The 14,057-nt window shown below is 50.1% G+C and carries 8 protein-coding genes and 1 tRNA gene; 6 read left to right on the forward strand and 3 right to left on the reverse strand.

The genetic code is table 11. The features are described from left to right. The first annotated feature begins 44 nt into the window (after nt 1–44). Both ACNA05_RS13690 and ACNA05_RS13695 read left to right on the forward strand, forming a co-directional pair. Nucleotides 45–2,354 (forward strand): hypothetical protein, encoded by a 2,310-nt coding sequence (locus tag ACNA05_RS13690; protein WP_415812083.1) that lies wholly within the window; start codon nt 45–47, stop codon nt 2,352–2,354. A gap of 153 nt (nt 2,355–2,507) precedes the next feature. Then, nucleotides 2,508–7,451 carry a VWA domain-containing protein gene (locus ACNA05_RS13695; RefSeq protein ID WP_415812084.1) on the forward strand — a complete coding sequence of 1,648 codons (4,944 nt, stop codon included), beginning with the start codon at nt 2,508–2,510 and terminating at the stop codon, nt 7,449–7,451. 455 nt (nt 7,452–7,906) lie between these two features. On the opposite strand, the gene ACNA05_RS13700 is transcribed toward ACNA05_RS13695, so the two are convergent. Together ACNA05_RS13700 and ACNA05_RS13705 are read right to left on the reverse strand one after the other, a co-directional pair. After that, nucleotides 7,907–9,256 carry a DUF6538 domain-containing protein gene (locus tag ACNA05_RS13700; protein WP_415812085.1) on the reverse strand — a complete coding sequence of 450 codons (1,350 nt, stop codon included), beginning with the start codon at nt 9,254–9,256 and terminating at the stop codon, nt 7,907–7,909. A 123-nt stretch (nt 9,257–9,379) separates the two neighbouring features. Beyond that, nucleotides 9,380–9,455, reverse strand: a tRNA-Thr gene (locus ACNA05_RS13705). 193 nt (nt 9,456–9,648) lie between these two features. Here ACNA05_RS13705 and metG point away from each other — a divergent pair. Both metG and ACNA05_RS13715 read left to right on the forward strand, forming a co-directional pair. Continuing rightward, nucleotides 9,649–11,364 carry a methionine--tRNA ligase gene (gene metG / locus ACNA05_RS13710; protein ID WP_415812086.1) on the forward strand — a complete coding sequence of 572 codons (1,716 nt, stop codon included), beginning with the start codon at nt 9,649–9,651 and terminating at the stop codon, nt 11,362–11,364. Then, nucleotides 11,365–11,874, forward strand: coding sequence for a DUF805 domain-containing protein (locus ACNA05_RS13715; RefSeq protein ID WP_415812087.1), 510 nt, complete (start codon nt 11,365–11,367; stop codon nt 11,872–11,874). Here ACNA05_RS13715 and ACNA05_RS13720 read toward each other — a convergent pair. After that, nucleotides 11,871–12,710 (reverse strand): hypothetical protein, encoded by an 840-nt coding sequence (locus tag ACNA05_RS13720; RefSeq protein ID WP_415812088.1) that lies wholly within the window; start codon nt 12,708–12,710, stop codon nt 11,871–11,873. The genes ACNA05_RS13715 and ACNA05_RS13720 overlap by 4 nt on opposite strands. A gap of 138 nt (nt 12,711–12,848) precedes the next feature. Between ACNA05_RS13720 and hpf the strand changes: the two genes are divergently transcribed. Both hpf and ACNA05_RS13730 read left to right on the forward strand, forming a co-directional pair. After that, entirely contained in the window at nt 12,849–13,439 is a 591-nt protein-coding gene (gene hpf / locus ACNA05_RS13725; protein WP_415812089.1) for a ribosome hibernation-promoting factor, HPF/YfiA family, read from the forward strand. Between the two features lie 133 nt (nt 13,440–13,572). Then, nucleotides 13,573–14,052, forward strand: coding sequence for a PTS sugar transporter subunit IIA (locus ACNA05_RS13730; RefSeq protein WP_415812090.1), 480 nt, complete (start codon nt 13,573–13,575; stop codon nt 14,050–14,052). Nucleotides 14,053–14,057 lie beyond the last annotated feature (5 nt).

Below are 14,057 nucleotides of genomic sequence, written 5' to 3' on the forward strand. Positions count from 1 at the left end.
CAGGAAATTTCTCTATTTAATTTTTAGAGATCAGGGGGCAGTGAATGGTAAGAATACATACGCGTACAGGATTGTTTCTCATTGCTCTAGTCTTCGTTCTTCTCCATCCGGTAACCTTATTGGCGGCGAACAAAACCTATATTGCTCCGGCAGCAGAACGGCAAAAAGCGCAACAACTGACGCAGTCTTATGAAGCGCTTGAGGCGCAAGTTCCAAAACATTTTTATGATGTGGATGCGCTCGCCGAGAGGCTTGATTATGAGGTGAAGGCTGCAGCGGATTTTGTCCGAGATGACATACAGTATGACCCTTATCTGGGTGTGATGCGCGGACCGCAAGGCACGATTTCCGCCAGGGCAGGATCAAGTTGGGATCAAGCTGTTTTACTAGCCGCTTTGATCAATTCGATGGTGGGGGAGGCACTGATCGTTAAGGGAACTCTGGGGCCGGAAGATGTTGACCGATTATTGCTAGGAAGTTTCGGACAGCGAGCCACTCCCGAAGACCCTTTATCAATTAACACAGTATCAGAGACCTTGGGTCCATTTTTGCCAGCCTCCCGAATGGAAGCTCTGAAGGCGGAGGCGCTGGAAATCAATAGTGATGAATATAATTCCAGTACGGAAATCAAATCTCTGGCAGACCGTTTAGAAAAAGCCCTGAATGACGCTGGTGTGACCCTCGAAGGCGATCCTTCCGAACGCCTGGATAAATTACGCGAAAATCTTAGCGAAGAATACGTCTGGGTGCGATATCGAGATACACCGAATGATCCGTGGACAGATATTCATCCCGCTTTCGGATCAGCGATCCCACCTGAGATAGAGCCTGAAAAATTTATAGCGGATACCGTTCCGAAAGACCGGTTGCATGAAATTGAAATTCGCTTGAGTATTGAACGTAAAGCCAATGGGCGTTTCGAGCGCATAGATGTCATGACGCCCTATCGACGTCCTGCGGCCAATTTGGCAGCAACGCAAATCAATCTTGCTATAGCGCCGAGTTCAGATGTCACAAGCGAAGGGGATGTCGGTTATTTCACGCCGATTCTGAATAACGCCAAGGCTCCGGGAGCGAAGGTGTTTTCCATGCTCGGATTGACGGCCTCCGCCGATGACGCGGCGGCGGGGCCTGATATTTTCAGACTCCTCGGTGAAAAAGCTGCAAAAGGTCTGGGGGCCTTAAATAGCGCTACGGGTGATGAAGACAGCACTCCACGCCTCACCGGAGTCATTTTGGAGATAATCCACATTTCGCCGGGGGGAACCGAGACCAAAGAATCGCGCCGCCTTGTTGATTTTCGCGAAAGCGTTCCTGAAAATCCAGCAGCCCAAATTACCTTCATGGGAGTTCTGGATACGAATGTTGGTCCGGAAAATATTGCCCGCGCGCTTGAAACGCTGTTTGCGTCCGAGGCGATACGGGCGAAATCGTTGCCCTATATCGGGGCGTATTTGAACGGCAGAATGACGGCGGAAGAAGCAGTTTCTCATCCGGCTTTTTCATCCGAGAACTTGCCCAAAATCTGGACTGAGATGCTGCTCATGGGAGAGGCTTTTAACGGCGATGTTCAGGATAATGAGAGGGTCGTCCGCACGGCACCGATGGTCTCCATGACGCGGATCAAGAGACAGACCCATGAAAACGGCCTCTTTGTTCAGGTTGTTGATATTTTGCGAGATGAAACCCTTGCTCTGCGCCGGGACGGCGATCAGGTCTTATATGACACAAGAGCAAATCTGGAGCAGGGTTTGCGTTTCACTCTGGCAGAACAGGCTCTAGCGCCCGGTACAAAGTCCTTGGCCTGGACGGATATGCCGATACAGAAGGTTCTTACCGATCCCGAAACAGTATTGAAGTGGGTTGACGACATCGGCGCATCAGACTGGCTGAGCGACAGAATGCTGGCGGATTTGGAAATGGGTAACGCCCTCGTTCAGGTCAAAAACACGACTGATTCGCGGTGGTGGCGTGTTAACATGCAAACTGGTCAGGTTTTGGGGATGGGACTTGAGGGTGGTGTAGAACTCACTGAATATTCGAAGATAGATTTCGCTCTTGGCGTATATACTTTGGTCATGCTGAAAAAAGGGGACATGGATTGTATAGATACCTATCCCCGCAACATTGCAATGCAGAACTGCTGCCGTATCGGAAACGTCATGATGACGGCTGCGACAGCAGGCGCAGGAAGAGCCGTATCTTCTCAAGCGGCTGCTCTGGTCGATGACGCGTATCAGGCTGCATTGGGATATCTGACTCTCATGACTATTTGGGAGGCGCAGACGACAACTATTACTCAAGTGGCGTCTAACTTCGGTACCGATCCGATCTGTACAGCCATAGTGGAATAAGCCCGTATGGAAAAGCCGTTTTCTACTCGTGATTTTGCATAAGAGACTATTATTATCGTTTATCTCAAACACATCTTTTATATCTGTCTTTTCGCGTTAATCGCAGAAATAGTTTTCGTATCCGCGAGGGCACAAACTCCGGACGCCTCCGAGTTGACCAGTACGTCTGACGTCGCCCCTGTCGAATTTACCCGACTTCAATTCCAGGACAATGTCGCGGAGGTAACTTTTGAACTGTCCAGCAACAGCACTGTCTATAGTTTTGATGTCGAAAACCCGATAGATATATATCGAATATCTGCAACGGCGCATGAGCCCGTTAGCATTTTTTTAAACGCCAATCATATTGAGCTGAATGAGAAGAACCAGGCCACAAGTCGCACGCGGCTTACGTATGATCATTCCCAAGGTCTGGGCGATAGAACCGCTGTGTTACCTGACACACTATTTACGCCGGGCCGGATTTTTCTGGGGCTTGCATCTATAGACCCGGTCAAAGTTACATTGCGTGTTGAACGCATACCTCCCATTGCAACCCTCGATAATCTTGGCAACAGTAAAGAAAAGGCCACCCGCACCAGAAACGACGTTGCTGCAATTTCCTCCGGCGAAACAACGTCTTGTTTGAAACCGGCAAGACTGATTGAGGGCGACATCGTCGATTTGAACCTCCTCACAGCGCCTAAATCCAAGACAAAACTTTATGTCTATGATAATGAAGGCAGGTCTATCGCCTATAATGTCGCGCATCTGACGAGCGGTCTTAGATTGCCTGGCGGGGCGGTCTGCGTCGTCACCCCGAAATCTGAGAAACCGATTGGGTGGCGCCTTTTGACCAAAACCAGCGAATATTCGGAGGTTCCGTGGGAACCTAACCGCGACCTGAATGACGTTACCAGTGGCCCCAGGCTTTCCCTTGGAGAGCCTTTTGTCATGCCGCTGGATTCTCCTGATATTGATACGTTTAATTTAGCGCATCTTGCCGAGAAAACGCCGGTTAGCCTTAAGGTTAGAAGTGCGGTGCCGGTCAAAATGTGTTTGCGACAAGGGGAAGGAGTAAATGAATGTCTAGAAGGTCAGAGGTTACAACTCTCGCCTTTTTCCATCACCCAAGAGACACACATATCTGTAGAGAATAAATTCGACAGGAGCGCTGCATATGAACTTACACTCGAGTCGGTTGACGCAAACCCGTCCGAGGCTGTGTTCGAACCCAACCGGGATGTGGATTACCAGCCTTTGATAGACGGGGCTTTTCGCAAAATCGGCCAACTCAATGCCGATGATGATGTCGATACTATTGGTTTTGATACTGGTAACGAGTCCCAGCTCTGGCGGATTCGGGTTTTGGGGGAATCGGTGAACAGCCTCTATGTGAGAAACGCGCGCGGAAACATTGCCGAAGTGAGACGGCAGCATAAAGGCCGGAGCCTAACGACTCCCGACTTTTACCTTGAGCCCGGCCCTGCCTATATCCGGCTTTCAGGTGTTGCAGGGGAATATAAGGTTATAGCCAAACCGCTCGGTCAACCTCGCCAGGATTCGGAACGGGAGCCCAATGATGATCTGCCGCGACGTGTTATTTTTGGGAAACCCGTCACAGGAGTTTTGTCTGAGGGAGAGAAGGACAAATTTTCACTTTTTCTACCGAAAGAGGCAGAGCTCGAGATTTCGGTCGATGCGCCGGCAGGCTCAAGATATAATATGGGCCTGTGGGCGGCCTCTAAACAGTCTTCAAAAGGTTTGGAACGCACAACGGTAGAACCGGGCGGCTGGAAAAGATCCATTCGCGTCCCGGCAGGGGAGCATATGCTGGAACTTTGGCCGCAGGCTGCCAGCCCGGCTGAGTATTCGGTGTCCGTAGATTATGCAAATCCGTTTAAAATCAAGGATCCGGGTAAAATCGATATGCGCGTGCGTGATGTCCCGCATATTCGGGCATATTCCCAGTTCCGACAGCGGCTTAACGTTGTTTTGGATATAACTAATACCTCCAACTCTGATATATCGGGCACAATAGAGAGCTGGTTCGCGCGAGACGGCGTAGAGGTTTCACCGTCTCGTGTTTCTGTAAAGTCTGGAGAAACTACGGCAGTCGCCGTGAACCTCATTCTCCCGGACGATGTTTACGATGGGGAGCTACCATTTTTTACGGCTCTTGTATCTCCTCAAGAAAATATTCTCGGTTCTGTAAAAGGTGCTGTGGCCGCTACGTCAGACGCACAGCCATTAGATCGCCTACCGGCCATTCCCGTGCCGACAAAACTTTTGGGCGGCATCAATGTGGCGCATGCCGGATTGGGGGCAAAGTGGGTTGCGACAGAGGGCATCTCGATTGATGAAGACGGAGATTACACGCGCGGCAATCCGGCCGGTGCGGATAATCTCCCAGCATTGATTGATGGATATATTAGTCAGGGCGATAAAGGGTTTCTATCAAGAAACGGAAACAAGCCTTTACCTCCGGTTCTCGACTTACCGGGCGAAGCTCCCATCCCGATTGCCGGGGTCGGAATCAATACGCGCCTGGTTGAACCTTGGGGCTTGAGTCGCTTCGCCATAGATGTGTCGGCGAATGGGAATAGTTGGCAGGAAGTTTTGAACACGACACATCATATCTGGGGAAAGACGGCCTATTATGTATTTCCGAAGAGGCCTGTTGAGGCGAAATTTGTGCGTCTCCGTGCTATTGTAAACGGGGTGGAAAACACCGCGCCCATTGCGCTTAACGGGCTTGAAGTAATTGCAGAGCCTGGTCACTCGGGATTGCAGAACCTCAATGTGGCCACCGTTAAACTCGGGGCTCTGGTCACGGGGCAGAAACGAATGCAGCCGAGGCGATACTTACAGATTGATGAAACCAAAAAAGACCTGATCAAATTGTCCGGACGGGAAGGTAATCCGAGCGAGTTCAATAACGCCATTACATTTCGCAATCAGCTCGAAGCCGAGATCGAAGCCATAGAATTGACCTATCCATCAGATATTTCCGAGGGCGGTCTGGATTATGAATGGGCGAAAACCGCTATCTTGTTCGCTTCGCCCAAAGGATCCGCCGGTCCGTTTCGCGAAATCGGTCGAATAGATCTGCCAAAAACCCCTCAGCCGGGTCAAGTTGTACGGTTTGACCTACCGGAATGGACGCCTGCCAAGGCGGTAAAGGTCGAATATGAACACGACGAAGACTATTATTTTTATCCGCCTCAAGGGGTACGGATCATGGAAAGGCCGGAAAGCGATTCTTACAAATCCGTCTTGGGAACATGGGGTGAGCGAGCGACGACAAGAGCTTTGCCCGGAAACTATCAAGCACTACAACCTGCCGAAAATAAATCTTCCTTATTGAGCTTTCTAGAAGATGGAGGCCAGACATTCTTACGAAATCTATCGAAGGATATCTTCAACATCTTGGCAGTGATCGGCACCGAGCAGAGTGGTGCTGTACCCAAGCTGTTATTGCCGGATCAGAACTTTCAGGAAGGTTTAGTTGAGTTTAATACCCGAACAGAAACCTGGCGCGTTGAAGCCAAAGGAGACACCAATACGATTATTATTAAGACGCGCGGCAGTGAAGGATTTGACCCTGCAGTTATAGCGCGTGACCCTGACAGAAAAATTGTGGAACCGATTGAAAAAACTTCCTCAGATTACTCTGAAGTCGAAAAATATACTTTCCCGGTAGATCCTGGAGAGTTCCTGGATTTTGAAATTTCCGAGTCACAGAGGTCAACTGTCTTTCTGTTTGATCAGAGTCCGTCCGTGATTGGCTTTATCCCGAAAATCAGACGGGCTATTGTTGATTTCGCCGATAGTATTGTCTCGGGACGTGACGCCATACAGTTCAAGGCATTCGGCGGTGACTGGGCTGATGAAGACTGGTTTACGGATACCGAAGTTCTGAGGTCCGCCCTGGCCAACTATGTCGGCTCTGACAGGAGTGACGGGGAAGGGGCGCTTGTCGATGCGGCAAAACTTCTGATGGAACGTGAAGGGTCTCGCGCTATTGTCATCATTACGGATGGCGATGTCGGTACAGCAGAAGACCTGATGATGACTTTACATCAATCGCGCGCCAGAGTTTTTGTCGTGAAAATACCTTCCTCGATTGACGGGTTTTCAAACCCGGCCTATTCCCAGCCTGTGACAGCGCTCTGGGCCGGACAAACGGGCGGCGAGCTCGCTTATGTTTTACAAAGCGAGGATATTTCGGTGGCCTATGCACGCGCGGCCGCGAGATTGTTGGGGCCCAAGCCCTATGCCATCCAAGCGGAAACAGATACTCGGGTCCTAAAACCCGGCTTTTTGACCGTGAGGCACTCCGACGAAAATTCTGAGGATGAGGCCAATTTCGCTCGGGCTTTGCGTCAGCTTATTATTCTTGATGCCTCGGGCAGTATGCTGAAACGGTTGGATGAGGGACGTCGAATCCATATTGCCAAAACGGCCCTTAATACATTTCTTGCAGATCAGAAGGCACGGTCCGATAAAGGCGCAAATATATATCTGGGTTTGCGTATCTTTGGGGGAGAACCGCAATCCTGTGAGACGGATTTGATTGAGCCGGTTTCAAGTTTTAATTTTGAAACACTTAAATCAGCTATAGAGAATGTTCGGCCTCAGAATAATGCCAAAACGGCTATAGGTGCAGCCCTTAGTGCAGCGGGTAAAGACTTGGAGGACATCAAGCAACCGTCTTCCATTCTACTGATAACGGATGGTGAAGAGACCTGCGGTGGTAATCCAATGGAGGCCATTCGCGCATTGCAGGAGAAAGGTATCGATTCGCGGATCGATGTTGTCAGTTTTGCGCTTGATCCGGAAGTTGATCGACGATCATTTAAGGCTTGGGCAAAAGCAGGCGGAGGTGTGTTTGTCGACGCAAAAACGGGCGAAGACCTTGTGAAAGCTTTAAGGCGCTCAACCCAAATCCGTTATAGTGTTTTTCAGGGCGACAGGCTAGTGGCGAGCGGGGTTAGCGGAGATGAAAAAATTAAGCTTGCGGCGGGCTCCTATGATCTACGTGTAGACGGGCAGGCATCGCAAGTCTTTTCCATAAGACCTGCTGAAACGACTGAAGTGACGTTGACGCAAAACTGACTTTCTTGGGTTTTAGAATGAGGAGGGTTGGCTGGTAGATACGATGTCGATCGTCATATTTAGCCTACCTTCAACCCTACCTATCTTTTTAGTTCGTTCTCTAATTTTTCGGATATAGCCATAATCTAACAATCCCAAGTCATATCTGAAATGCGTTTATTGACAGGGCATTCTCTATTCTAAACCTAGGGAGGTAACGTTCATTGCCGTTCAGCATTATTAGTCTTAGGGTAGTTCACTATTCAATGGCATTTTAGGTGAAATAGCTTCATTGGAATTATGTAACATAGTGTGTAAAAACTAATCTTGTTTTGACCTGCAGGCTACTGTTTTGATCGTATAAAAATGTTAGTTTGACGCCTCCCCAGTGCCCATCTTAAGTCTGCCGTCACATAGTATAATGCAGCGATGAAAAATCAGTGGTCTAAGGTCTGCAATGGGGATAATATACCCTTTCAGAAAATGGCTTTGCTTAGTGTGAATTTAGACATCTGATCTCGCCTATATTCTAAAGACCCTCCATCGCCATAACTTGGCCGCGTGTTATGATGCCCCATGAGAATACAGCGTAGCCCGTAGTCTATATCCGCTTCGAGAATCCGTTTTTCAAAAGCATGGCGAAAGGAGTAGATGCGGTGATCCAGTGTTTCGAACAGGCCTTGTGCTTTAAATCGATTCATGAGCGTTTGGGATAGAATTGAGCCTTTGTCCCGATAGCGTGGGAACCCATTTGGTCTTTTCGTCATGGCTTCCAGTGATACGCCGAGCGGAGGGATGTCACGGCGCGCTGATTTGGATTTGAGCTTACGGTTGGCTGTAGGCCTGATTTTCAAATGCGGCACGTCATGGTCGAGAATGATGTGTTCTTTGCGTAAGTTCGCGATTTCACTCGGGCGGCAACCCGTTTCTATCATGGCGTAAATTATGAACCGAGCATCTTCATTCAGAGAGTCGAGCGCTCCCTTCGCCAATATCCTATTTTGCAACCAATTCACCGAGAATGGCGGGATGTCCTTATAGACCACATTCTTGAATCGCAAATCATCAAAGGGGTTGTCGCGTTTGGGTTCGCCTTCATAGGACCAGTAGGATCGAAACAGGATACGCAGGTTCGTCAGGTCTTTATTGACGCTATTGCCACTTCTTGGCCGAGAGCCGTCTTTCGGATCAACTTTCGCGCCCCACCATTCGAAGAAGGCTTGCCCATCAATGCGATCAATCTCGGCCATGGGTTTATCTCCGCGTAGGCGGATGAAGTTTTTCACGGCGCGGGCTTTGACCTTGCGCCAGTTTCGTCTCTGGTCAGGTGATTTGCCTTTTTGGTCTGCAATGCTGATCTTGTTGCAATAAAGCTCGAAGGCTTCACTGATGGGGGTGGAGGCTTTTGGAGCCGTGCCAAGCAGAGCGTCCGTTTCAGGCACAGCTTGTCGTGTCCCCAGACTACTTTCCAAGGCACGTAAGCGGTCAATGACTTCCGACATATCGTTTTGCGCGGAAAGCTCTTCCACAGGGGTATAGATGTAACCCCGTGCGAATGCTCTTGCCTTCGCCACGCGGTATCTTGCGACAGCGGATGAGGTCGATGCTCTGGCCTGTGAAGAAGCAAGTGATGACCAGTAAAGATCATCGGCTTCCGCCAGCGCATCACGCCTCGCTCTGGCGACTTCTCGCGACGAAGTTTTAAGTGCGCTCTTGATTAGCCGCCGTTTATCCACTTCGGCATAGCGCAGCGGCACGCGGCGCACGTAATACCAGCGGCCTTTGCGCTGTTTTAGATATTGGTCGAGGTGTCTCATCTCGCTCATAATGTAGCCCATTTTGTGTCCCATTGTGTGGCCCAAAATGACAGTATCTTTGAGGAGATTGCAGGTTTTCTCAGGAAAATATAAGCCTAATCAATGACTTACGAGGTTTCGACTTTGAAAAAATGGTGCCCCCACACGGACTCGAACCGCGGACCCCCTGATTACAAATCAGGTGCTCTACCAGCTGAGCTATAGGGGCACTGGAAGATGCGCGCGGCTAATAGCTTTGTCCTGCCGGTCTTGCAAGTCGAATATTGGCTCTTGGCTAAAAAATCTCAGTTCTCTTTTTGACGTGGAAGATTTCACACTAACGACGTCTAAGATATATTTGACATGTGCCGTAAAGGATTTGGGCTTGCGCGAATTGGGTGCCGCGCTAGAAGGCCCAGATTATGGCTCGTATACTCATTACCTCCGCTCTGCCCTATATAAACGGCGTCAAACATCTCGGCAATCTGGCCGGGTCCATGTTGCCCGCTGACATCTATGCCCGGGCCATGCGCCTGATGGGACACGAGGTCCTTTATATTTGCGCCACCGATGAACACGGCACGCCAGCGGAGTTGGCCGCTCAAGCCGCAGAGATGGGCGTCGCAGAATATTGCGATAAAATGCACGAGGCGCAAAAGCAGGCCGGCGCACAGTTTGGACTGTCTTATGATTATTTCGGGCGTTCTTCGGCTCCGTCTACCGCCAGACTGACCCAGCATTTTGCGCAAGTGTTGGAGAAAAACGGCCTTATAGAAGAACGCGTCTCAAAGCAGGTCTATTCCAACGCAGACGGTCGATATTTGCCGGATCGTTATGTCGAGGGAACCTGTCCAAATTGCGGATTCGAGAAAGCCCGGGGCGATCAATGCGATAGTTGCGGCAAGCTTCTCGACCCGGTCGATTTGATTGATCCCTATTCGGCGGTTTCAGGAAGTCACGACGTAGAAGTGCGAGACACCAACCACCTCTATCTTTTACAGTCGAAAATGAGCGACCGTTTGCGGGAATGGGTGAACGACTCCACGGGTTGGCCGCCCTTGGCGAGCTCCATCGCGCTGAAATGGCTAGATGAAGGCCTGCGAGACCGCTCGATTACACGCGATCTCGACTGGGGCATTCCCGTAACCGACGCGGCCGGCAATGTGCGGGATGGGTTTGACGGTAAAGTTTTTTATGTCTGGTTTGATGCCCCCATTGCTTATATCGGTGCGACACAAGACTGGGCGACAGAAAATGACGGCGATTGGGAGAGCTGGTGGCGCACGGATAAGGGCGCGGATGACGTGCAATATGTCCAGTTCATGGGCAAGGACAATGTCGCTTTCCATACGCTCTCCTTCCCTACGACCATTATGGGCAGCGACGAGCCATGGAAGCTCGTAGATCAACTGAAAGCCTTTAACTGGGTCACTTGGTATGGCGGGAAGTTTTCGACCTCTCAGGGCCGAGGCGTCTTTATGGATCAGGCCATAGAAATTGCGCCGTCAGATTATTGGCGTTGGTACCTCATGGCGAATGCGCCGGAAGGCTCTGACGCCGCTTTTACATGGGAAGATTTCCAATCTTCGGTTAATTCCGATTTGGCCAATGTATTGGGGAATTTCGTCAATCGAATTACAAAATATTGCGTCGGTAAATTTGACGGCGTTGTGCCGAGCGGCGGAGAGGCGGGCGAGGCGGAAGCTTGGCTGGAAAATGAACTCACTGACCGATTGCCAAAACTGATAAAATTTTATGAGGCCCGAGACTTCCGTAAAGCGATGGCCGAGACCCGCGCCATTTGGGCGGCGGGGAATGAATATCTGACTCAGGCCGCCCCGTGGACGCATTACAAAACGGATGTGGAACAAGCGGCCATTGGCGTGCGCCGCGGACTTAATCTTGTGGCCCTGTTCGGAATTATCGCCCAGCCCGTGATTCCAGAGGCAGCGGCTAAAATTCTTGACGCAATTGGCGTGCCGGAAGATCGGCGCAGCTGGAATTTTGGTAAGGTGAAAGATCTCCTCGACGCCTTGCCTGTTGGCCACACTGTGGCCGCGCCTGAGCTCTTATTTTCAAAAATTGAAGATGATAGCGTAGCGAACTGGACCGAGCGCTTTGGCGGGGGCGATTCCTAAATGAATATGTTAGAGGCCGTCGGGTCATGTTTTCGGAAATATTTTAAATTTAGCGGCCGCGCCCGTCGATCCGAGTTTTGGTATTGGGTTTTATTTACAATAATTGCGGGCATAGTCTTCGGCATTTTGGATTCTTTGTTCTTCGGATGGGAAAGTTCAGATGTTGAACCTCTCGGTATTTTGTTCAGTCTTGCCACATTGTTTCCGGGTCTCGCAGTTTCTTGGCGAAGATTACATGACACAGGCCGTTCCGGCTGGTGGATTGGCGGAGCCTATTTAACCGCTATTGCGGTGAGCTTCGTGGTTGGCGTTATGTTTGTAAGCCTAGGCCTTACAAGTGAATTAGAAAACATTGGGATTGGGCTTGGACTTGTCGCTGCTTTATTGGTTCTGATGGGGCTAGCTTACTGGATACTGTTGATAGTCTTTTTCTGCCAAGACAGTCATTTTGGCCCGAATAAATACGGTCCCAACCCTAAGGATGAAGGCAACGTTTCGGTGTTTGACTAAGCTTTGTAATCCAACGCGTCACTTTCCGGTTTAAAGGCTGCTAGCCCAATAATCAAGAGCGCGCCGGCCAAAGCCAAGCCGCCAATGAATATCGAGTTTTGGGTGACGAAAACCTGTTTAATAAACAGAAAGCTCAATCCCCAAATTATCGGAAATGCATAGGCTCTGTTCGCGCCGCTTTTGCGAACAACAAAACCCGCCCAAATAAGAGCCGCAATCAGCATAACGGCATTCGGGACCAGTATAGGAATCTGATTTCCTGAGAGTTCAATCGCAATTGGGGTCCAATTCAAAAACACGGCCAGAGATGTCCATCCTGCAATTAGACTAATAGGCAGCCAGATACAGACCATCTCAGTCTTGTCCAAATCCTGACGACCCCGCGTAAGAATCAACATAGCTTTCACCAGGCAAATCATTGCCGGTATGAAAACGATTGCAGTGCCAAGTTGCGCCCAGGATTTAGGAGCATAAGCGGAAATAAGAGACCAAACGCAAATCAGAGTGAACCCAGATCCTGCCCACCACCCTGACGTTCGAAAAATGGCCCGCGTCCGATTTGTGCCCAAGGCTTGCAAAACGCCATAAGAAATACAGCCAACGAAAATCGGAAACCAAATTGAAAAGGCAAACCCGAGTGGCACCAATAAGCTTTGATTAATATCGGAAAGCCCTTCCGGGCTCCTCGCATTTGAGTCGAAGAAAGAGAGACTTGATAAAACCCACATCAACGGCGCAGTTATCAGAACGAATATTTGTCGAGCGTAGTCAGAGGCACTGGCTTTATCTTGCGCAGGGTTTGCAGTTGAATTGGGCGCCGAAGAATAACTAGTCATACCGCTTATACGCACAAAAGTCCAAATAAGTCTCAAATTGCCTTTACAAAATTTAAGCGTAAAAAAAAGTTAGGGGCAGTCATGGCACCTTTTTTATGCTAACCCGTATATCTACATAATAACTAAGAGAGGTAAATTATGCAGATCCAGATCGTTTCCAAAGGCATAGATGTTTCCCCCGCGCTTCGAGAGCGCATATCAGGCCGATTAGACGAAATGATGGATAAGTATATTCACCGCGAAGGTGAGGCCCATGTGTCTGTCAGCCGCGAAGGCACCGGATTCAAGACGGTCTGCTCCGTTCATTTACCAAGCGGCGCATCACTTGAGGGGCAAGGCGCCGCGCAAGACGCCTACGGCGCAACAGACGAAGCTCTTACACATATTGAAAAACGCCTGCGCCGTTACAAACGCCGCTTGAAAGATCACTCCCAAGCGCAAAAAGCCGCTAAGAATATGAACCTCTTCATCTTGCAGGACCCGACCGGAGGACAAGATGATGAGGATGATGATGAAACGGAATACCCCGAGCAAGACGAGCCTATGGTGATTGCCGAGAAACAAGGTAAAATTCGTACGCTCACGCCGTCTATGGCGGCGTTAGAGCTTGGATTGGCCGATAGCGGCGTTGTCGTGTTTCATAACGCGCGGCACGGAGGTTTGAATGTAGTTTTCAAACGCCAGGACGGAAATATTGGTTGGGTCGATCCGGACGGCGCAGGAGCGTAGTTTGTAATAAGGGGCTGAAGCCCTTGATTGACCTTCGGGCGCCGCTCCTCTAAGGGAGCGCGCAACTGAGCGCGAGACCGCGCATAACTCTCACCGACTTGATTTTTTCCGGTGAATCAATATGAGTATAATCATGCCCACCCCGCCGCTCTTTAGTGCGGAAGGCGTTCTGTTTGATTTGAACGCTGGAAGCCAGAAACAGCTTTTTCAGGAAATATCTGCCCTTCTTATCAAGACTCAAAAGCTTGATGCGAAAGGCATTGCGTGCCGCGATATAGTGGCCGCTGCCGTTGAGAGGGAGCGTCTCGGCTCAACCGGAGTTGGCAATGGTGTTGCCCTCCCACACGCTCGGCTGGACGGAATCGACCATGTTACGGCTGTTTTTGTGAAACTCGCCACGCCGCTGGATTTTGACGCTGTGGATGATCGGGATGTGGATCTCGTCGCGTTCCTTTTAGCGCCAGAAAATGCTGGCGGATCTCATTTGCGGGCGTTGGCAAAGGTATCCCGTCTCCTGCGCCGCCAAGAAATGCGCCAACGGCTTCGGTCAGCTCCGAACGCAGAAGCGCTATATACTATCTTGGCCGAGAGTCAGGACGCCAAAGCCGCCTAGGTCTA

The sequence above is a fragment of the Litorimonas haliclonae genome (assembly GCF_965138505.1).
Taxonomy (GTDB): Bacteria; Pseudomonadota; Alphaproteobacteria; order Caulobacterales; family Maricaulaceae; genus Litorimonas; species Litorimonas haliclonae.